This is a genomic window from Streptomyces sp. NPDC041713 (assembly GCF_055591085.1).
On the sequence record NZ_JBVIZY010000004.1, the window covers coordinates 719,042 to 740,026 of the forward strand.

Annotated in this window: 14 protein-coding genes; 7 read left to right on the top strand and 7 right to left on the bottom strand. The window is 72.6% G+C overall.

Annotated features, from left to right (window positions below; genetic code table 11):
• Window positions 1–160: 160 nt before the first annotated feature.
• On the bottom strand, window positions 161–1,633 hold the full coding sequence (locus tag ACZ6CV_RS16130) for an amidase (RefSeq protein WP_469251388.1): 1,473 nt from the start codon (window positions 1,631–1,633) through the stop codon (window positions 161–163).
• 187 nt (window positions 1,634–1,820) lie between these two features.
• On the opposite strand from ACZ6CV_RS16130, the gene ACZ6CV_RS16135 reads away from it, so the two are divergent.
• From ACZ6CV_RS16135 to ACZ6CV_RS16155, 5 genes are all read left to right on the top strand, one after another.
• On the top strand, window positions 1,821–2,420 hold the full coding sequence (locus ACZ6CV_RS16135) for a TetR/AcrR family transcriptional regulator (protein WP_469251389.1): 600 nt from the start codon (window positions 1,821–1,823) through the stop codon (window positions 2,418–2,420).
• A gap of 399 nt (window positions 2,421–2,819) precedes the next feature.
• Window positions 2,820–4,643: an AMP-dependent synthetase/ligase gene (locus tag ACZ6CV_RS16140; protein ID WP_469251390.1), complete on the top strand. Its 1,824-nt coding sequence runs from the start codon at window positions 2,820–2,822 to the stop codon at window positions 4,641–4,643.
• 134 nt (window positions 4,644–4,777) lie between these two features.
• A complete protein-coding gene (locus ACZ6CV_RS16145) occupies window positions 4,778–6,046 on the top strand; it encodes an ABC transporter substrate-binding protein (RefSeq protein WP_469251391.1) in 1,269 nt (422 codons plus the stop codon).
• Window positions 6,047–6,058: 12 nt separating this feature from the next.
• Entirely contained in the window at window positions 6,059–8,884 is a 2,826-nt protein-coding gene (locus ACZ6CV_RS16150) for an ABC transporter permease subunit (protein ID WP_469251392.1), read from the top strand.
• Window positions 8,885–8,918: 34 nt separating this feature from the next.
• Window positions 8,919–9,743, top strand: coding sequence for an ABC transporter ATP-binding protein (locus ACZ6CV_RS16155; protein WP_469251393.1), 825 nt, complete (start codon window positions 8,919–8,921; stop codon window positions 9,741–9,743).
• Here ACZ6CV_RS16155 and ACZ6CV_RS16160 read toward each other — a convergent pair.
• Window positions 9,712–10,752, bottom strand: a complete 1,041-nt coding sequence (locus tag ACZ6CV_RS16160; RefSeq protein WP_469251394.1) for a chitinase — start codon at window positions 10,750–10,752, stop codon at window positions 9,712–9,714. The two genes, ACZ6CV_RS16155 and ACZ6CV_RS16160, sit on opposite strands and share 32 nt — an antisense overlap.
• A gap of 427 nt (window positions 10,753–11,179) precedes the next feature.
• On the opposite strand from ACZ6CV_RS16160, the gene ACZ6CV_RS16165 reads away from it, so the two are divergent.
• A complete protein-coding gene (locus ACZ6CV_RS16165; protein ID WP_469251494.1) occupies window positions 11,180–11,971 on the top strand; it encodes an aldo/keto reductase in 792 nt (263 codons plus the stop codon).
• Between the two features lie 169 nt (window positions 11,972–12,140).
• Here the strand turns inward: ACZ6CV_RS16165 and ACZ6CV_RS16170 are convergent, their stop codons facing one another.
• Entirely contained in the window at window positions 12,141–15,857 is a 3,717-nt protein-coding gene (locus ACZ6CV_RS16170; protein WP_469251395.1) for an nSTAND1 domain-containing NTPase, read from the bottom strand.
• 231 nt (window positions 15,858–16,088) lie between these two features.
• On the opposite strand from ACZ6CV_RS16170, the gene ACZ6CV_RS16175 reads away from it, so the two are divergent.
• Window positions 16,089–17,603, top strand: coding sequence for a glycosyltransferase family 39 protein (locus tag ACZ6CV_RS16175; protein ID WP_469251396.1), 1,515 nt, complete (start codon window positions 16,089–16,091; stop codon window positions 17,601–17,603).
• 3 nt (window positions 17,604–17,606) lie between these two features.
• Here ACZ6CV_RS16175 and ACZ6CV_RS16180 read toward each other — a convergent pair whose 3' ends face one another.
• The 4 genes from ACZ6CV_RS16180 to ACZ6CV_RS16195 form a co-directional block, all read right to left on the bottom strand.
• Window positions 17,607–18,554 carry a class I SAM-dependent methyltransferase gene (locus ACZ6CV_RS16180; RefSeq protein ID WP_469251397.1) on the bottom strand — a complete coding sequence of 316 codons (948 nt, stop codon included), beginning with the start codon at window positions 18,552–18,554 and terminating at the stop codon, window positions 17,607–17,609.
• Between the two features lie 113 nt (window positions 18,555–18,667).
• Window positions 18,668–19,408, bottom strand: a complete 741-nt coding sequence (locus tag ACZ6CV_RS16185; protein ID WP_469251495.1) for a class I SAM-dependent methyltransferase — start codon at window positions 19,406–19,408, stop codon at window positions 18,668–18,670.
• 177 nt (window positions 19,409–19,585) lie between these two features.
• On the bottom strand, window positions 19,586–20,185 hold the full coding sequence (locus tag ACZ6CV_RS16190; RefSeq protein ID WP_469251398.1) for a TetR/AcrR family transcriptional regulator: 600 nt from the start codon (window positions 20,183–20,185) through the stop codon (window positions 19,586–19,588).
• Complete coding sequence (locus ACZ6CV_RS16195) at window positions 20,182–20,745, bottom strand: TetR/AcrR family transcriptional regulator (RefSeq protein WP_469251399.1); 564 nt, start codon at window positions 20,743–20,745, stop codon at window positions 20,182–20,184. Before ACZ6CV_RS16195 ends, ACZ6CV_RS16190 begins: the two co-directional genes overlap by 4 nt.
• Between the last annotated feature and the right edge of the window lie 240 nt (window positions 20,746–20,985).

The following is a 20,985-nucleotide window of genomic DNA, read 5'->3' on the forward strand; positions in this document are numbered from 1 at the left end:
CGGGTTGGGACGACCAGCGACGGATCGCTCGCACGATCCAGGGATCGATCGCTAGGACCATCCAGCGATCCGTCGCTTCGGCGATCAAGCAATCCATCGACTCAGCGATCGTCACCCCTGTAGACCCGGCGCGCCCGCGGAACTCATCGCCGCGCCCCCCTCAGAGCGCGGACCCCACCGGCGCGCTCCCTGCGGCGTCGCCCGCCCACACCCGTGGCGTCCGGCCCGCCCACGGGCTCGCCTGTTCGAGCTGCCCGGCGAGGCGGAAGAGCAGCCCTTCGCGCCCGAATCCCGCGGCGAACTGCGCGCCGACCGGCAGCCCGGTCGCGGCGTCGGCCGTCACGGGCACGGACATGGCGGGCGTACCCGCCACATTGAACGCCGCGGAGAACGGCGCGCGGTCGAAGAGCCCGCGCAGCCAGCCGAAGCCGTCCAGCGCCTCCGCCTCGCGCCCCAGTGCGCCCAACGGAACCGGAAGCTCCGGCAGGGTCGGCGTGAGCAGCACGTCGTAGGCGGCGAAGGACCGCGCCAGGCTTCGGGCGACGCGGTTGCGGACCGCGAGTGCGGTGACGAACTCGGCGCCGGTGATCCGCTGCCCGTACCGGTAGCCGGCGAGGGTGGGCGGCTCCAGGGTCGACAGGTCGACGGGCCGGCCGAAGGCGGCGGCCAGCTCGTCGACCGACGCGGTGAGGTTGGCCGTCCACTGCTGGACGTTGGCCAGGACGAACTCCTCCCAGTCGACGCCGAGTTCGACCTCGGCCTCCGTCACCCGGTGGCCGAGGGATGCGAGGAGGGCGACGGTGCGGGCGAGGGCGTCGGCGACCGGCGCGGTGGTGCGCTGCCCGCCCCACGGCTGCCCGAGGACGCCGATGCGCAGCCGGCCCGGGTCGCGGGTGACTTCCTCCGCGTACGGGCGGGGCGGCTCGGCGGCGAAGTAGGGGTCGCCCGGTTCGGGGCCGCGCACCGCGTCGAGCAGGACCGCGCTGTCGCGCACCGTACGGCTGACGCAGCCCTGCACCGCGAGGCCGCCCAAGACCTCGTCGGCGTCGGGGCCGACGGAGACCCGGCCGCGGGTGGGCTTCAGGGCGAACAGGCCGGTGCAGGCGGCGGGGATGCGCAGCGATCCGGCGGCGTCGGTGCCGTGGGCGACCGGCACCACCCCGGCGGCGACCGCCGCGGCCGCGCCCCCGCTGGAGCCGCCGGCGCTGCGGTCCGGGTCCCACGGGTTGCGGGTCGGGCCGTGAAGCACCGGTTCGGTGGTGATGCCGTACGCCATCTCCGGTGTCGCGGTACGGCCGAACGTCACGAGGCCGGCGCGGCGGAAGCGCCGCATCAGGAAGGAGTCGGCGCGGGCGACGTGGCCGGCCGCGAGGCGGCTGCCGAGCTCCATGCGCCGGCCGGCCATCGTGACGCCTATGTCCTTGATCAGGAACGGGACCCCGGCCAGCGGAGCGCTGCCCGGCTCCGGGCGGTCGTCGGTGGGCCAGGTCTCCACGATCGCGTTGATCAGCGGATCGGTCGCCCGCGCGGCCTGGCGGGCGACCGCCTCGACCTCGGCGGGGCTCACCTCGCCCGCGGCGACCAGCGCGGCGAGTCCGACCGCGTCGTGGCTCACATACTCGGCAATTCTCACTGTCACTCCCAGCGGTAGGCGATACCGGACGCGCACCTGTCGATACCGATGAGTACCTGGTGATACCGATCGGTATCGCGTGGCACGGACTGGTACCGTAGCACCGCGCCGAGGGCCTAAGAGCAGAGACCCAGAGGGCCCGGAGAGCGCAGAGAGCCCCGGAGCGGACGGACGATACGGAGGACTCATGGCGACGACCGCCGGCAGGCCGAACAGAGTGGCGAAGCTGCCGCCGCGCGAGCGGATCCTCGACGCGGCCGAGGAGCTCTTCCAGGGCGAGGGCATCCGGCGGGTGGGCGTCCAGGCGATCGCCGAGAAGGCCGAGACCACCAAGATGGCGATCTACCGGCACTTCGAGACCAAGGACGCCCTCGTCGCGGAGTGGCTGCGCATCGTCGCCGCCGACTACCAGGCGGCCTTCGACCGCGTCGAGGCCGAGCACCCCGGCCGTCCCGAGGAGCAGATCCTGGGCCTGGCCCGCTTCATCGCGGAGGGGCTGCCCGGCATCTCGTACCGGGGCTGCCCCTTCATCAACTCCCTGGCCGAGCTGCCCGACCGCGCCCACCCGGCCCGGCAGGTGATCGAGCAACACAAGGCGCTGCAGACCCGCAGACTGGTCGCCATGTGTGCCGCGGCCGGGCTGCCGGACCCCGGGCAGGCCGCCGCCGAGATCACCTTCGCGCTCGAAGGTGCGCAGGTCAGCACGCAGAACGGCAGCATCGACCGGGTCGGCGAACGGCTGATGACGATCGTCGAAGGCATCGTGGACCGCCATCGCGGGCGATGAATCGGCACAAGTTCCCCACCTGCTCCACGTCCGAGGAGCCGTGACGGAGGGCCGGTCACCAGGTGCCCGCCGGGCTCGCGTCGCCGCATCGCTCCGCGAAGTCCCAGGTGGGAGAGGAATGGCGGCAGTACGGACACGTACATGATCTTGCGGGGGTGAGCGGGTCGGAAAGATCGTCCGATGCGAACGAATCTGTGTGCTGCGTACAGATTCGGTGGAGATTACGCCTCCGAAACTTACTCCACCGTAAGTAAGTTGTCCGGCCCTTCCCCTTGTGGCCGCATTTCCACCGGCTGACCAGTGCCGATGGTCCGTACCGGCGCCTTTTGGACCCCCTCCCGAAGGCGGGCGGGGTGGGGTACCGTCACGGCGCTGTGCGGAGCGCCACAAGGAGCATCATTGCGCGAGTTCTCGAATCCTCCGATGGCGTCGGCGCCGCTGGTGGGCGGCCTTGCCGACGCCGTGTTCGACCATGCCGTCGAGGACCCGTCGCGCGTCGCGTTCGGCCGCAAGACCGACGGACGCTGGACCGACGTCACCGCGGCAAAGTTCCGCGACGAGGTGCTCGCGCTGGCCAAGGGCCTGATCGCCCAGGGGGTGCGGTTCGGCGACCGCGTCGCCATCATGTCCCGCACCCGCTACGAGTGGACGCTCTTCGACTTCGCGCTGTGGACCATCGGCGCCCAGGTGGTGCCGATCTATCCGACGTCCTCGGCCGAGCAGGTCTTCTGGATGCTGCACGACGCGCAGGTGTCGGCCGCGATGGTCGAGCACGAGGACCACGCGATGACCATCGGCTCGGTCGTCGACCGGCTCCCCCAGCTGCGCAAGCTCTGGCAGCTCGACGCCGACGCGGTGGGGGAACTGGGCGCCGCGGGACGCGACATCGACGACGAGGTGGTGCACCGCCACCGCCGCGCCGTCACGCCCGACTCGATCGCCACGATCATCTACACGTCCGGCACCACGGGCCGGCCCAAGGGCTGTCTGATCTCGCACGCGAACTTCATGTTCGAGGCGGACGTGATGGTCTCGCGCTGGGAGCCGGTCTTCCACTCCAAGCGCGACAGCGAGGCGACCACGCTGCTCTTCCTGCCGCTCGCCCACGTCTTCGGCCGCATGGTGCAGGTCGCCGCGGTGCGCGGCCGGGTCAAGATGGGGCACCAGCCCAACCTCAACGCGGCGGCGCTGCTCCCCGATCTCGCCGCCTTCCGGCCCACGTTCATCCTGGCCGTGCCGTACATCTTCGAGAAGGTCTTCAACGCGGCGCGGCGCAAGGCGGAGAAGGACGGCAAGGCGGGTCCGTTCGACAAGGCCGTGGAGTGCGCGGTGCGGTACGCGGACGCGCTGGAGGCCAAGGCCTTCGGGACGGGTCCCGGCCCGGCTGCGGGGCTGCGCATGCAGCACCAGCTCTTCGAGAAGCTCGTCTACTCCAAGGTCCGCGAGGCGATGGGCGGCCGGGTGCGGCACGCGATGTCCGGCGGTTCCGGGATGGACCGCAGGCTCGGCCTTTTCTTCGCGGGCGCCGGGGTGACGATCTACGAGGGGTACGGCCTGACGGAGTCCACGGCCGCCGCGACCGCCAACCCGCCCGAACGCACCCGCTACGGCACGGTCGGCCAGGCCATCCCCGGCGTGAGCGTGCACATCGCGGAGGACGGCGAGGTGTGGCTGTACGGCGGCAATGTCTTCCAGGGCTACCTCAACGACCCCAAGTCCACCGACGCGACCCTGCACGACGGCTGGCTCGCCACCGGTGACCTGGGCGCGCTCGACGAGGACGGCTATCTGACGATCACCGGGCGCAAGAAGGAGATCCTGGTGACGTCCGGCGGCAAGAGCGTCTCGCCGGCCCAGCTGGAGGAGCGGGTGCGCGACCATCCGCTGGTGGCGCAGTGCATCGTCGTGGGCAACGACCGCCCCTACATCGCGGCGCTCGTCACGCTGGACTCCGAGGCCGTGGAGCACTGGCTGACCATGCGCCGCAAGCCGATGATGACGCCGGGCGACCTGGTACGCGACCCCGACCTGGAGACCGAGGTGCGGCGGGCCGTCGTCGCCGCCAACACCCTGGTGTCCCAGGCCGAGTCGATCCGTACGTTCCGCATACTGGCGCACCAGTTCACCGAGGAGCACGGCCTGCTGACGCCGTCGCTGAAGCTGAAGCGCAAGGCGATCGAGACGGTGTACTCGACGGAGGTCGAGGCGCTCTACCGCAGCTAGACACGGTCGCGCCGGCGCGGAACACGGGCCCAGTACGTCTCCTGACGGGCCATCAACTGACGCTGCGCCAGTTATTGACGGCTCGTCAGGTCGCGCACAGAATCAGCCCCAGTCGACTTCAGGGGGGCTCGACCGTGTCGCGATCGATCCGCACCATCACGGCCGTCGCAGCGGCCCTGCTGCTCGCCACCGCCTGCAACTCCGCATCGGACAGCGGTGGTTCGGGCGGCGACGGCGGGGGCAAGGGCGGCAGTTCGGCGCGCGGGGTGACCCACGACTCCATCAAGGTCGGCGGGATCGTCTCCATGACGACCGCCAGCGGCTACAGCAAGAAGGACACCGACCTCGGCGCGAAGGCCCACTTCGACCGCGCCAACGCCGAGGGCGGCGTGCACGGGCGGAAGATCGACTACCTCGGCGCCGAGGACGACGGTCAGGATCCGTCCAGGAACCTCGCTGCGGCCCGCAAGCTCGTGCAGCGGGAGAAGGTGTTCGCGATCGCGCCGATGAGTTCCGTGACCTTCTCCGGGGCCGACTTCCTGCAGAAGCAGAAGGTGCCCACGTTCGGCTGGGGCACCATTCCGCCGTTCTGCGGCCCGACGTACATGTACGGCTTCGGCGGCTGCATGGTGCCGATGCCCGGCGGCACCATCACACAGAGCTGGCCCGAGGGCCTGAAGAAGGTCACCGGCGGAGCCAAGGGCAAGTCGGTGGCCATCCTCGCCAACGACAACGACGCGGGCACCTTCGCCATCCGCACCTACAAGCAGAGCTTCGCGGCGGCCGGTTACGAGGTGACGTACGCCAAGTCGACGGTGCCCGCCACCTCGGTGCCGAGCGACTGGTCGGCGTACACCAAGGAGATCCTGCGCTCCGACGGCGGCGAGGCACCGGACGCCGTCGTCTCCGTCATGCAGACCCCGTACAACATCGGCCTGTTCACGTCCGTCAAGCGCGCGGGCTTCCGCGGCGTCCTCACCGACCCGACCGACTACGACCCCGGCCTGCTCACCAAGAGCGCGACGAAGAAGGCGCTCGACGGCGTGCACGTCCTGCTCTCCTTCCAGCCCTTCGAACAGGACGGCGCGGACATGCGGAGGTTCAAGGCGGACATCAGGAAGGCGGCGGGCAAGGACGTGCCGCTCAACATGCACATGATGACCGGCTACATGTCGGCCGACCTCTTCCTCGCCATCGCCGAGAAGGCCGGCAAGAACCTCACCGTCGACTCCTTCCAGCAGGCCGCCGACGGCTACTCCGACCGCGACACCATGGTCGGCGACCGCCGCCTCCCCGAGGGGCGCAAGGAGTCCTTCGGCTGCGGCGCCCTGGTCCAGCTCAAGGACGGGAAGTACACGGTGACGTCACCGTTCGAGTGCTACGAACCGATCCCCTTCAAGTAGGGGCGGGCCGCCATGTCGGACCTGCTGGGATTCGTGCTGAGCGGTCTCGTGTCCGGTGCCCTCTACGCCCTCCTCGCCACCGGCCTCGTCCTCTCCTACTCCGCGTCGGGCCTGTTCAACTTCGCCCACGGCGCGACCGCCTACCTCTGCGCCCTCACCTACTACGAGCTGCACTCCGGACTCGGCTGGCCCGCCGTGCCGACGGCGCTCCTGCTCGTCCTGGTGGCGGCCCCCGCGCTCGGCTGGGGCCTGGACCGGCTGATGTTCCGCAAACTGGCGCGGGTGGGCGAGACCGCGCAGATCGTCGCGACCATCGGACTGCTCGTCGCGCTGCCCGCGCTCGGCCTGTGGGCGGTGGAGCTCCTGGCGGACGCGGGCGCCCCGGTCAAGCCGGCCGAGAACCAGTTCGGACTGCCGGGGGTGGGCCCGAGCCCCGCCACCAGCTGGCAGCTCATGGACGGCGTCGGCATCGACTCCGACCAGCTGATCACCTGGGTGGCCACGGCGGTGGTCGCGGTCGGCCTGTGGATCCTGCTGCGCCACACCGCGCTGGGCCTGCGGCTGCGCGCCGCCGTCGACAACCGCTCGCTCGTCGAACTGCGCGGCATGAACGCGGACCGGCTCTCCTCGGTGGCGTGGATGCTGTCGTCCGGTCTCGCCGGCCTCGCGGGCGTGCTCGCGACGCCCCTGCTGGGTCTCTCCTCGCACGACTTCACCCTGTTCCTCTTCGTCTCCGCGACGGCCGCCGTGCTGGGCCGCTTCCTCTCCGTGCCGCTGGCGTTCGCCGGCGGGCTCGGGCTCGGGGTGCTGCAGAACCTCGTCGCGGGGTACGCCGACTTCGCCGAGAAGATCACCGGCTTCCGTACCGCCGTACCCTTCCTCATCCTCTTCGCCGGGCTGCTCCTGCTCACCCGACGCCGGCGGACCGCGGGCACGGCCGCGGTCGACGCACCGCCCGTCGACTATCTCGCGGGCAGGTCATGGGCGCGCAGATGGGGTCCGTGGGCGGTGGCCGCCGCGCTGCTGGCCCTCGCCTTCTACACCGTGACGACACCGTTCTGGAGCGGCATCCTTGCCCAAGGGCTCGCGATCTCACTGGTGTTCGTCTCCTTCACCGTGGTGACCGGTCTCGGCGCGATGGTCTCGCTGGCGCAGGCCACCTTCGTCACGGGCGCCGCGCTCGTCGCGGGCCTGCTGATGAGCCACGGCTGGCCGTTCGTGGCGGCGGCACTGGTGGGCACCTGCGCGGCCGCGGTGCTCGGCGCGCTGGTGGCGCTGCCCGCGCTGCGGCTCGGCGGCCGCTCCCTGGCCCTCGCCACGCTGGCGCTCGCCTTCCTCGCCGACCAAGTCCTTTTCCAGCTGGGGCGGTTGCGCAACGGCGACACGGGGTGGGAGATCCCCCGCCCGGTCTTCGGCCCCGTCGACCTCTCGGACGACCGCGCCATGGGCGTCGCGATGATCGTCCTCGTCTCGGCGGCGGTCGCCGCGCTCGACGCGCTGCGCGACAGCCCGACGGGCCGGGCGATGCTGGCGGTACGGTCGGCTCCCGCGGCGGCGATGGCCTCGGGCATCTCCGTCATCCGCACGAAGCTCCTCCTGTTCACGCTCTCGGCGGGGCTCGCGGGGTTCGGCGGCGTGATGTACGCGTCCTTCAACACACGGATCACGGCGACCGACTTCACCGCCATGACCGGGCTGATCTGGCTGGCCGTGGTGGTCGCCGCGGGGGTGCGCAGGGCGCAGTTCGCGGTGGTGGCGGGGCTGGTCTTCGCGATCGTCCCGCACCTGGTCGCGGAGTACGTCACGGACTCCGCGCACCTGCCGGTGGTCCTCTTCGGCCTGGCGGGCCTCGCGCTGGCCAATGACCCGGACGGGTATTGCGCGGCGGTGTCGGTACGGGGGTATCGGCGGCGGGTGCGGAGGGGTGGGAGTGGGGGTGGGCCTCAGCGTGGGCCGGGGGATCCGAACCCCGAGCCGGTGCAGGGGAGTTCGAGTCGCGCCTCGGCGCAAGGGAGTGCGAGCCACGTCTCCGTACGGCGGGACGCTGGCCACGCCCCCGTACCGCAGAGCCCAGACGAAGAGCACACCCCCGCCCCCGCCCTCTCCCTGCACGACCTCCACGCCGGGTACGACGGCGCGCCCGTCCTCCACGGGGTGGACCTCACCGTCCGCACCGGCGAGATCGTCGCCCTGCTCGGGCCCAACGGGGCCGGCAAGTCGACCACCTGCCTGGCCGCGGCCGGTCTCGTCCCGCTCACCGCGGGCCGGGTCCGCGTCGCCGGACGCGACGCCACCCGCGAGCGCGCCGCCCACCGCGCCCGCGCCGGCGTCGTCCTCGCTCCAGAGGGCCGCGGCATCTTCCCCGCGCTCACCATCGAGGAGAACCTCGCCCTGTACCTGCGGGAACGCGACGCGCGGGACGCCGTGTACGAGCGGTTCGCCGGGCTCGCCGCCCGGCGTCGGGTCACCGCGGGCGCCCTGTCCGGCGGCGAGCAGCAACTTCTCGCCCTCGCACCGCTGTTGCAGCGCCCGCCGAAGGTGCTGATCGCCGACGAGCCGTCGCTCGGACTCGCGCCCCGCGTGGTCGACGACGTGTTCCGGCTCCTGGTCGAACTGCGGGACGCGGGCGCCGGGTTGCTGCTCGTCGAGGAGAAGGCGGCCGAGATCCTCGGCGTCGCGGACACGGTGGCGTATCTCGCGCAGGGCCGCGTCTCCTGGTGCGGCCCGCGCTCCGAGGTGCGGGCGGACCGGCTCACCGAGGCCTATCTGGGCATGGCCGCGGACGGCGTGCCGGGGACGGCGAAGGAGGGGACGGCGAAGGACGTGACCCGGCCATGAGAAGCCGGCGTCGAGGAGGAAGAGGAGGATCAGGATGAACGACGGCGACCACGCCCTGGTGGTCGAGGACGTCGGCGTCCGCTTCGGCGGGATCCGCGCCCTCGACGGGGTGGGCCTCGCCGTCCGTCCCGGCGAGATCTGCGGCCTCATCGGGCCCAACGGCGCGGGCAAGACCACGCTCTTCGACGTGGTGTCCGGCATCCGCAGACCGGACCGCGGCCGGGTGCTGATGGACGGCCGTGACGTCACGCGCCGCTCCCCCGTGTGGCGGGCCCGGCACGGGATGCGCCGCACCTTCCAGCGGCAGCAGCTCTTCGGACAGCTCACGGTCGCCGACCACTGCGTCGTCGCGCAGGAGTGGCGTGGCGGTGGCGGCGGGTTCGCCGCCGATCTGCTGGCCGCACCGACCCGGCGTACCCACGAGGTGCGACGGCGCGAACGGGCCGCCGAGGTCCTGCGCGCCTGCGGCCTCGACGTGCTCGCCGGACAGTACGCGGGCGCGCTGCCGGTCGGGCAGGCCCGCATGGTGGAACTCGCGCGCGCGGTCGCGGACCCGCCCGGGGTGCTGCTCCTGGACGAGCCCGCTTCCGGGATGACGGCCGACGAACGACGCCAACTGTCGGACGTCGTCCGCCGGCTCGCGGCCGAGGAGGGCTGCGCGGTCCTGCTCGTCGAGCACAACGTCGCCTTCGTGATGGAGCTCTGCGCCCGCGTCGTCGTCCTCGACCTGGGCCGGGTCATCGCGCAGGGCACGGCGGCCGAGGTGCGCGCGGATCCGCGGGTGCGGGACGCCTACCTGGGCACGTCGCTACGGGACGACGGGTACCTCACCCCCCGTACTGAGCAACGATCTTGGTGAACTCGTACGGCGACTGCGCGACGCCGCTGCAGGAGTCGCCCGGGCTGCCGCCGGAACCGCAGTCGCGGTCACGGTTGACGGCCCAGAAGGCGTACCGCGCGATGTGGTGCTGCTGCGCGTACCCGAGGATCTTCCTGAAATCAGCGGTGGTCACCGTCTCGCCCGCCACGTCGGTCTTGCCGTTCATGGAGGAGATCCCGATGTGCTTGTACGCGTCGGCGTCGCCGTAGCCGTAGGCGCTCTTGACCGCGGCCTTGAGGCCCTCCATGGCGCTGACGGAGGCGTCGCCCATGGTGCCGCTGTGCCCGCCGAAGTCGAAGGGCATGATCACCCAGGCGTCGTTGGCGAGCCCGGCGGCGGCCCCGAGCTTGATGAGGTCCTTGCCGGTGGCGTCGGGGCCCTGCGGGGTGGTGCCCATGGTGACGTAGGTGACGATGCCGGGGTTCTTCGACTTGACGATCTTCAGTGCGTCCACGACGCGCCGGCGCACGGTGGCGTTGCTGAACTCGGTGTTCTCGATGTCGATGTCGAACGCCTTCAACTTGTAGGCGTCGATGACCTTTTGGTAGGCACCCGCGAGCGCGGAGGCGCTGCCGCACTTCTCGCCGAGCTTGGCGCCGCTCCAGCCGCCGACGGAGACGACGATGTCGCCGCCCGCACCGCGTATGGACTTGATGGCCGCCTCGTCGGAACCGCCCTTGAGCGGGCGGTTGCCGTCCCAGGCCGGGTTGCAGCCGCCGTCGGAGAGGATGAAGGCGAGCGTGAACCACTTGACGCCCGTCGCGGCCATCACGTCGGTGGGCTTCTGCGGGTTGCCCCAGCCGAGGTACTCGTACGGGGCGGCGTGGAGGGTGCCGGAGGCCTTGACGGCCGGGGCGGACGCGGGCGTCGGGGAGGCCTGCGCGGACGGCTCCGCGGCCAGGGTCAGCGCGGCGGCGCCGGCCAGACCGAGGGCGGCGAGCGCGGCGGTCGTCCTGCGGGGGGTGGAGTGGGGGGTGTGAGGTGGCACGACGGTGGATCCTCTCTGCGATGCGGATCTGCGGCGCGGGACTCGGGACGTGGCTGCGGTACGGGGCTGCGGTACGGCAATGTCAGGAACCTTTCCTGACAGTTCGTGAGCGCAAGGGTCGCCAGGCGCGTCAGGCGTTCACATGGATGTCCTGCGTTCATCGATGTGCAATAGAGTCGCGGCATGACGGGACACCGTCAATGGTCCGGACCGATCCGCGAGGAAAACCGCGTCCGCATCCGTTTCGCCACCCGCCCCAGGGGCGACAGGATGGTGACCGGTGCACACGACGATCAGCGTCCCGACCGCCGCGGCCAGGAATGCGGCACGGCCCGTGATCGTTGACCATGGGAAGACCAACCGACGACTTAAGGATCGAAAGCTCGTGAGCAAGGTTCCCCCGATCATCCTGAACAACGGCGTCGAGATGCCCCAGCTCGGCTTCGGCGTGTGGCAGGTTCCGGACGACGAGGCCGAGAAGGCCGTCGCGCTGGCCCTGGAGGCCGGGTACCGCAGCATCGACACCGCGGCCATCTACGGCAACGAGGAAGGCACCGGCCGGGCGATCGCCTCGTCCGGCGTGGCCCGTGAGGACCTGTTCGTCACGACGAAGCTCTGGAACAGCGAGCACGGCCACGACGCGACGCTGCGCGCCTTCGACGCGTCGCTGGAGAAGCTGGGTCTCGACTACGTGGACCTGTACCTGATCCACTGGCCGGTGCCGTCGAACGACAAGTACGTGGACACGTACAAGGCGTTCGAGAAGATCCTGGCGGACGGCCGCGCCAAGTCCATCGGCGTCTCGAACTTCCTCCCCGACCAGCTGCGGCGGCTCATCTCCGAGACGTCGGTCATCCCCGCCGTCAACCAGATCGAGCTCCACCCGCACCTGCAGCAGCGCGCCTCGCGCGAGCTCCACGCCGAGCAGGGCGTGGCCACCGAGGCGTGGTCGCCGCTCGGCTCGGGCAAGGGCCTCCTGGAGGTCCCGGCGATCATCGCCATCGCGCAGAAGCACGGGCGCTCGCCCGCACAGGTCGTCCTGCGCTGGCACATCCAGCTGGGCAACGTCGTGATCCCGAAGTCCGTGACGCCGTCGCGGATCAAGGAGAACATCGACGTGTTCGACTTCGAGCTGGACCCCGAGGACATGGCGGCGATCTCCGCCCTGAACGAGGACCGCCGCATCGGCCCGGACCCGGCGACGTTCGACGTCGTCTGAGCCGCCGCCGCACGGATCCAGCGATCCCGCGATCCCGCGATCCCGCGGTTCGGCATCCCACGGGCCCGGCACGGCAGGCAGGGCACAACGCCTCCCGCCGTGGCCGGGCCCGTGCGTCGCTCCCGGTCCGTTTCCGGACCGGCGCAGACCGCTCACAGGTCCGATGACGTCAACAGCTGCGGCGGTACGCCGTGTCGGGCAGATACGTCCGCCATTCCTCCCGGGTCAGCCCGCCCCCGGCCCGACGGCACACCCTCTCCGCCGCCCGCTCCGCCGCGATGGAGAGCCCACGGACCGTTCCGTGCGAGGTCGTGACCCGCAACGTGTCCCCGGCGAAGCCGAGGGCCAGAACGGCCCCGCCCGTCCCCGGATACCGGGCGCCGGCGAGGCGCGGAGCATCCGTCTCCCACACCCGGACCGCCCCTCCGGCGACGCTCGCCGCGAGATGGCGGCCGTCGGCGGAGAAGGCGAGAACCGGCGCGGGCCCGCCCCCGCCCCCTCCCTGGCCGTCCGTGGACAGAACGGCGAGGGGCCGGGTCGCCCGGCCGTCCCACAGCGTGAGCCTTCCGTTGTCGTCCGCGACAGCGAGGAAACGGCCGTCGGGGCTGAACGTGCCGGACGTCAGCGTGTCCTCGCCGCGCAGCACCGGCCGCGTACGCCCCGTCCCGAGGTCGGTCATCCGGCCGTCCAGGGAGAGGAGTTCACGCCCGCCGGGCGCGAGGACCAGAGGGCCGTGGAGACCGTGGAGCAGTACGCGATTGCCGAGCCGGCCGCCGGCCCGTCCACCGACCCGCAGGACCTCGGTCTTCGAGGTGTCGTTGTCCTGTTGCACGGGCGGGGTTCCGGCGGCCACGAGGGGTGCGTCCCCCTCGGGCAGCACCAGACTCTGCACCCACGACGCAACGGTCGTCCGCGTCGTCTCCCGGTCCCGCCGCAGGTCCCACCGCCGGATCGTCGAGCCCTTGGCCGCCTCGAACACCTTGACGGCGTACGCCAGCGTCTCCCCGTCCGGCGAGAAGGCCAGGGGTGCGGTGCAGTCCGCGCACACACGGCCGGGCAGCGTGCGCAGCACCGTGCCGTCACGGCCGTCGCGCAGCCGTAATCGCGCCTCCCCGTGGTGACGCTCCAGGGTGACCAGGGTGCGGCCGTCCGGGCTGAAGCGTGCCTCTTCGAGGTCGGGCGGCAGTGACGTCCGCGCCCCCGACAGGACGTCGTGCACGTCCAGGGTGCGGATCACCCTGGCGCTCGCCTGCAGGCGGATCGCCCCGGCGCCCTCGTCCAGGCGCACCCCCGCGGCCGTGAGCTCACCCACCGGATGCCGCATCAGCAGGGCTCCGGGCGCGGCGGTGCGCCACAGGACCATTTCGCGGTCGCCCAGGGCCACCGCCGTGGTGCCGTCGGCACTGAAGTCGACGCTCGGTTCGGCGGCGCCGGGCAGTGCGAGGCGGGGCCGCTCGTCCCCGCTCCGCACGTCCCAGGTCCGCACGCCTCCTTTTACGGGAACGGCCAGCGCACGGCCGTCCGGCGTGAAGGTCGCCTCCGGCGCCGAGCAGAAAGCGCGGTCGAGCGCACGCGGCCAGGTCCTCGCGAGGTCGCGGCCGGTGCCCACCTGCCGTACGACGAGCGTGCCCTCCTCACCCGTACAGGCCGCGAGGAACCGGTCGTCGGGGCTCATGACGGAGAAGGGGGCGCTGCCCGCGTCCGCTCCCCGGACCGTGGTGAGGACCTTGTGCCGCCGCACGTCCCACACCCGGACGCGGCCGCGGCGCTCGTCGTGGACGATGAACCGGCGCCCGCTGGGCGCGAATCGCCCGCTCACGTCCGCCCGGCCCCTGCTCTCCAGCGGCCGCCCCACCGGCCGTTCGTCCTGCAGGTCCCAAATCTTGAACCCCTGGCCGGTCAGCCGGGCGATGAGCCGGCCGTCCGCGCTGACGTCCACGTCGTAGTCGGACGCGCCGAACGGGCCTGGCCTGTCGTACGTACTGATCCGCCGGTGCCTCCTCAGGTCCCGGCGGGTCACGCGTCTCCCGGTGGAACTGGTCAGGACGCGGCCGTCCGCGCTGAGGAATCGTGCCGTCCGGGGCGGGCCCTGCGCGCCGTCCCCGAAGAACGTGTCCTGCTCGCGTTGCGCTGAGGCGCCGCGTACCGCCTCGCGGGTCTCCGGCAGATCCGCGAGCCGCCAGGCCGCCACGCTCAGCCGCATCGAGGTGACCGGGTCGGACGTGTGCAGCGACCGCGCGACGCCGACGATTTGCCGTGCCCGGGCCTCGTCCCGCTGGCGCTGTCCGTTCCTGTTCTGCTGCCAGGCCACCGCTCCCGCCACCGTCGCCAGGCAGAGGACCACCGCGAGCGTCACGAGGAGCGCCCTGGTCCGGCGGGCGGCCCGTGTGCGGGCCCGTACGCCCTGTTCGTGGGCGGTGATGCACGCCTGGAGGAACTCGGCCTCGCCCGGCGTGAGTTCACCGGCCGCGCCGCCTCCCCCGAACGCCTCTCTCGCCGTCCTGAGCCTCATCCCCCGGTACAGCGCGCCGGCGTCCCGGCCCAACTCCTCCCAGGTGCGGGCGGCTTCGGTCAGCGCCCGGTGCCGTCGCAGCCGCTCCCTGTCCTCGTCGATCCAGGCGCGCAGCCGCGGCCAGGCGCCGATCAGCGCCTCGTGCGCGAAGTCGACGGTCGTCCCGTCCACGGTCAACAGGCGTGCCGCGACGAGCCGTTCCAGGATGTCGTCGCAGCCCGGCGGCAGTTCGGTGCGGTCGACGGGGCGTCCGGTGTCCTCCGTGCCGTCGCCCGGTGCCACCATCCGCAGCAACAGCGTGCGCGCTCGGGCGGCCTCCGTCTCGTCCAGCGAACCGTAGACGTCCTCCGCGGTGTGCGCGACGGCACCGCGCACCCCACCGATCGCCTCGTACGCCGCCTCCGTCAGCGTTCTGCCGCTGCGCCGTCGCCACACTTCGCGCAGCGCGTGGGCCATCAGCGGCAGGCCGCCCGGCTCGTCCGCCACGTCGGCGACGATCCGTGCGGTCAGGGCGCGCTCCACGATCAGGCCCTCGGCCAGGGCCGGTCTGACGACGGCTTCGCGCAGACCGGCCGGTGACATCGGCCCGACCAGCGCATGGGCGTCGCCCAGCGCGGCGGCGAGCGTGCCGTGCTCGGCGCACCGGCCGTAGAAGTCGGCGCGGACCGCGAGGATCACGCGGAGCCGGGCGGCGGAGTCCCGCGCGGTGAGCAGTCCGTCGAGGAAGGCGTCGCGCTCGGCCGGGTCGTGACAGAGCGAGAAGACCTCCTCGAACTGGTCCACCACCAGCAGGGTGTCGCCCTCGCCGTCCGCCGGTGTCAGGAGATGCCGGTGGGTGCGGTCCGGGCGCGGCCCGGGGGTCAGGACGCGGATCGTCGCGGGTCGTGCGGGGCCGGTCGACTTCCGTAACGCGGGGATCAGTCCGGCCCTGAGCAGGGACGACTTGCCGCATCCCGACGCGCCGATCACCGCGGCCACGCGCCGCCGGGACGTGAGGTCCACGAGCGCGTCCACCAGGTCGTCGCGGCCGTGGAAGCGGTCCTCGTCGTCGGTGCCGAACCGGGCGAGGCCCGGGTAGGGGGACTCCCCTTCGTCCGTACCGCGTCCGGCGTCCTCGGCCACCGTCTCGTACCAGTACCGCTCCCATTCGTCCGGGTCCCCCGCGCACGCGGTGACGTAGGCGCGCAGCACCGGCAGCGTCGGCAGTCGCTCACCCGCGGCGGCCGCGGAGAGGGTGGGCGCCGAGTACGAAACGCGCTGGGCCATCGTGCGGTAGGTCGGGCTGCCGGCGTCGGCGCGGAGCGTGCGGAGCCGGTGTGCCAGGCGCGGGACGGGGCCCGCCGCCGGCTCCAACGGCTTCTCGCGACGTCCCACGCGACACGCCCCTCCCGGCCCCCCGGGCCTTCGACCGACCTTCCACCGGCCTCCGACCGGCGTCTCCCCGGCGCCGACCGGAGCCCTCGGTCAAGATCCGCAGCCACGCTAGCAATTGATTGGCGCGGCGGAACAGGGCTGCCCATCAAATCGCGGGCCGCTGAACTCGGCCTTCGGAGCCCGCTCTTGGGCCCCTCGGCCCCGCCCGTCGCAATCCGCCCTCAGGAGCACGTGATCGCCACCACCAGCCGCCCCTCCCACCCGGCCGCTGCCCCGCGTGCCCCGCGCGACGGCGCGTACCACCACCTGCCGCGAGCCCGTGGGAGAGCGGCGCTCACCGCGCTTCCCGGCGTCCTCCTGACGCTCGGTCTCGGTCTCTGGGGAGTGCGGCGCGACGGCACCATGTGGCTGGACGAGATGGCGACCTACGAGGCCTCGCGGCGCGGTGTCGGAGAGCTGTGGCGGACGCTGGGAAACGTGGACGCCGTGCACGGGCTCTACTACCTGCTGGTGCACGCGCTGTTCGGGATCACCGGCGACGCCGACCCGCTGCTGGTCCTGCGCATTCCCTCCATCCTCGCCATGGGTGCCGCCACCGCGGGGGTGGCGCTGCTCGGCAGGAGGCTGGCGGGTCCGCGTGCGGGGGCACTCGCCGGCGTCGTGTTCGCCCTGATTCCGGCGGTCCAGCGGTTCGCCCAGGAAGGCCGTTCGTACGCGCTGGTCTGTGCGCTCGTCGTCTGGGCGACGTACGCGCTGGTGGGCGCCGTGGCGACGGAAGGCCGCCGGGCGCGGCGTGCGTGGTGCCGCTACGGCGCGTTGATGCTGGTGGCGTGTCTGCTGCACGAGTTCGCCGTGTTCGCGCTGGCCGGGCACGCGCTGACCGTGCCGCGCGCCGCCCGCCGGCGGTGGGCCGTCGCCGCGGCCGCCGTGTGCACGGGCCTCGCGCCGCTGGTGGTCGTGAGCCGGCACCAGCAGGCGCAGGTGTCCTGGATCCGCTTCGACACCGGCATGTACACGGACACGCTCACCGTCTGCCTGCTCGGGGCGGGCTGCGCGGTACTTCTGGGGAGGCTGCCGCGCGGGCCGGCTGAGCCGCCGGTGGGGCTCGTCCGCGTGACGTTGCCGCTGCTGGTGGCGCCCGTCGGGGTGCTGATGCTCCTCACCCCGGTCAAGCCGCTGTTCCTGGACCGCTATGTCCTGTACTGCCTGTGCGGGCTCGCCCTGCTCGTGGGACGGCTGCTCGACCGGGCGCTCCGGGGCCGCCGGTGGCACGGCGTCGTCGCCGTGATCACCGCGACGGCCGCACTCGCCCTCGTGGTCCCCGAGGCGCGGCAGCTGCGGGATCCCGCGCACCGCAGCGGCAATGCCGATGCCGGCGCCACGGCTCGGGCCGTCCGGGCGCTCGGCCGCTCCGGCGATGCCGTGGTGTACATGCCGACACATCACCGGGGGTGGGTGCTGCCGACGCCCAACACCGTGGCGGGCCTTCGCGACATCGCACTGGACAGCGGCCCGAACGCCTCACACACCCTGTACGGCGTCGAGGCGCCCGCCCACGTCATCCGCGCCCGCATGACCGCGGCGTCGCGCATCGTCTTCGTCACCGACCGGTCGGTCGGGGCCGCGGGCCGGGCCGAGCCGGAGGCCACGAAACTCCGCGTGATCCAGAGCCTGTTCCAGAAATGCCGGACGTGGCGGGGGCACGGGCCGCTCGTCACCCTGTACGCGCGGCCCGGCCACTGCTGACGCCTAGCTCCCGGCCGCGTCCTCGACCTCTGCGTCCTTGACCGCCACATGCACCGTCTGCGCCGTCAGTACGAACAGGTCGGCGCGGCGGTGCAGGCTCTGTGGGTCCTGCTCGTCCAGGAGGCGGTCGAGGGTGGTGAGGTCGTCGGGGGCCAGGCGGTCGGCGTGCATCTCGCGGCGGCGGGTGAACTCCTGCACCACGTGGGCGCGGGCGTCGTCAGAGAGCGGGGCCGGCAGGTCGAGCAGGAAGCTGCGGGTCGCCGCGTACCGCAGGCCCGCGCCGGCGAGGAGGGCCGGCCAGTCCTCCGGGGTGTCCTTCGAACCGTCGAGGCCCGTCCGCATCTCCGTGAACCACTCCTCGTCCGCCGCCTCCAGCCGGCTGTGCAGCCCCGGGCGGCCGATGCCGATGTCGCGGGGCAGGTAGCGGGGGCTCAGGCCGCCCTCCAGGAGAGCCATCGTGCCGCCCGGCGCGAGGCGGTCCGCGAGCGCCGCCAGTGCGCCGGCCTGGTCGCCCACGTGGTGCAGGGACTTGCACAGCCACAGCAGGTCGGCCGCCGGCACGCCGTCGATGTCGTCCGGGAGTGCGGCGCGCGCCGTGCCGAACCGGTCGGCCAGGCCCTCGCGCTCCGCACGCTCGCGGGCCTGCTCCAGGAGGGCGTCCTCCGGGTCCGCCGCGACGATCCGGGCCTTCGGGAACGCCTCGGCCAGCAGGAAGGAGACGGCCCCGGGACCGGAGCCGACGTCGGCGACCACGCCCGGTGCGGGGGCCCACCGCTTCAGCCAGTCGGCCACCTGGCCGTACAGGGGCGCGGCGACGCGGGCGTAGCGCTCCAGCATGGCGCCCATCGCGGCCCAGTCCATGTCGCCGCCATGCCCGTGGCCGTGACCGTGGCCCGCACCGTGACCGTGGCCGTGCCCCTGCCCCTGCCCGCTTCCGTGGTCATGCCCCATCGTCTTCTGCCGCCTTCCGGGTCCCGTGCCGCGCTGTGTGCTGCCGACGGAGCCAGCCTGCTCCCCGTACCGGTTTCGGACCACCACACTTGCCGGTTCCGCAAAAAGAACCGTCAGCCTCGCTTGCGGTACGCCCGCACGCCGAATCGGGGGTCGGGGCGCGGAACGTCCTGGTCGGGGAGGTCGGCCAGCGCGGTCGTGAGCCGCGCGGCGAGCGGCCCGTCGGCCGGGATCCGGGTGAACCAGCCGCGTCGCACGTCCTCGATGGTGGAGCGGGGCGAGCGGCCCTGGCCGTGGCCGCGGAAGCTCGCCCGGCCCGCGGGCGTCAGGCCGTGCTCGGCGGCGTGCGCGTCGACGGCTTCGGCGCCGTCGACGGCCGCCGTCACCGGGCGCGGCGCGAGCACGGCGTCGATGTCGCTGCCCACGTCGTGCGCGGCGGCCTTGTCCACGGTGGTGACGTAGACGCCGCCGGGCCGCAGCACCCGCGCGCACTCCGCGACGACCGCCGAGGTCTCCTCAGGGCCGGACAGCAGATGCAGCAGCCACACCGTGCTCACGGTGTCGAACGACGCGTCGGCGAACGGGAGTTGACGGCAGTCGCCGAGGACCACCGCGCCCGGCAGCCGCCCCGCCGCCATCCGCGCCATGCGGTACGCGGCGTCGACGCCGGTCACCCGCAGCCCCTGCCGTGCGGCGAGGCGGCGGGTGACCAGGCCGGTGCCGCAGGCGACGTCGAGGAGCGTGCCTGCCCCGTCGGGCAGCAGGCCGAGCACCGCCTCCGCGGCGGCGGCCGCGCGGGGCTCACCGCCGCGCGATGCGTCGTACCGGTCGGCTTCCTCGCTGTAGTCCAGCATCGGCCCCTTACTCCCCTTGCTCGCCTTGCTCGCCTTGCTCGCCTTGCTCGCCTTGCTCGCCTTGCTCAGTTGCTTCGCTTGCCCAGTTGGGCCGCCGTCGATGCGGGGCAGCCGCCGGTGCGGGACGGTCGCCGGTGCACGACAGCCGCCGGTGCGGGCCATCCGCCGAGGAAGGCCTCACCCGTCCCCGGCGAGGTAGCCCCCCAGTACGGGTGCGAACAGCTCGACCAGCGTCTCCGTGGACGCCGAGGCGAGCGGCTCGACCCGCACGATATAGCGCACCATGATCAGGCCGATCAGCTGTGAGCCGACCATCGTGGCGCGCACCGGCGCATCGGGGCCGGGAATGGACCGTGCGAGCGTGCCGAGAACCTCCGTGGTGATGAACTTCCGCAACTGGAGCGCGGCGTCCTCATGGGAGACCGCGGACCGGATCACCGCCAGCATGGGATCGCGCCGCTCCACCGTCTCCCACTGCTGGAGGAAGCTGCGCAGGATCCGTTCGCCGAGGCCGTCCGGTCCGCCCGCGAGTACGTCGGGCTTGATCTCGGCCGGCTGCAGGGCCCGGCTCATCGCGGCCGAGAAGACGCCCTCCTTCGTACCGAAGAAGTGGTGGACCAACGAGGCGTCCACGCCGGCCTCGCGGGCTATCGACCGGATCGTGGTGCCTTCGTAGCCGCGTTCGGCGAACTTGACCTGGGCCGCCCGCAGGATCTGCCCACGGGCGCTGCCCGCGCCGGGCCGTCTGCCCCGGCGGGTCGGCGGACCGGGGCTCACGGCAGCGGCTCCCTCAGCAGGACGAGCAGGTAGTCGCCGAGCGCCCCGGGGACCAGCGGCGCCGGCGGATCGAGCAACTCGGCTCCCGCGCAGGACAACAGGGCGAGGCCCAGTAACTGACTGACCGTCATGGCAACCCGTGATTCCCGGTGTCGCGGCTGCGCCGACCCCAACAGCTCGTCGACAAGACCGGTGAGGAACGAGCGGAGCAGCGCCCCGGAGCGCTCGTGGGTGAGCGCCGCGGCCACCAGCGCGCGGCCGACGGGAGGGTCGGCGGCCCAACTGCGCAGGAGGGCCTGGGCGATACGGGGGCCGGCCGGTGCGCCGGGCTCCCCCGCGTCGGGCGGGCCGGACCCGGCCGGGCCGCAGGGAAGCCTGACGGCCTCGGCGCAGAGCCGGTCCTTTCCGGCGAAGTAGTGGCTCACCAGGCGGGTGTCCACCTGCGCCCGTCGGGCGACGCCGCGCAGTGTCATTCCGTCGTAGCCGTGCCGGGCGAGCTCCTGGCGGGCCGCGTCGACGATGCGCTCCTTCGTGGGGGCTCTGGGCGTGCGGTCGGACACTTCGACCTCCACTGCGTTGAATTCAACTTCCGTTTATTTTTCGCAGACTAGAGGAAAGCGAAGCAGCCGCGCAGGGCGGATTTCGGCAATCATCCCGGCTGCCCCAGACGTATCGGGGCACCTGTCCCCGTAGGTGGGCGATCGTCCCGGGTGCCTTCGGCCATTTGTCACGTGCCGGCCGTGATCCGCGCCCATCGAAACCGCGAGCAGTACTGCCATAGATTCATGTGCGGCACCGAC

Coding starts and splice junctions, on each gene's coding strand:
- ACZ6CV_RS16135 (WP_469251389.1), top strand. CDS start 1,821: ATGGCGACGACCGCCGGCAGGCCGAACAGAGTGGCGAAGCTGCCGCCG.
- ACZ6CV_RS16150 (WP_469251392.1), top strand. CDS start 6,059: ATGTCGGACCTGCTGGGATTCGTGCTGAGCGGTCTCGTGTCCGGTGCC.
- ACZ6CV_RS16155 (WP_469251393.1), top strand. CDS start 8,919: ATGAACGACGGCGACCACGCCCTGGTGGTCGAGGACGTCGGCGTCCGC.
- ACZ6CV_RS16165 (WP_469251494.1), top strand. CDS start 11,180: ATGCCCCAGCTCGGCTTCGGCGTGTGGCAGGTTCCGGACGACGAGGCC.
- ACZ6CV_RS16180 (WP_469251397.1), bottom strand. CDS start 18,554: ATGGGGCATGACCACGGAAGCGGGCAGGGGCAGGGGCACGGCCACGGT.
- ACZ6CV_RS16185 (WP_469251495.1), bottom strand. CDS start 19,408: ATGCTGGACTACAGCGAGGAAGCCGACCGGTACGACGCATCGCGCGGC.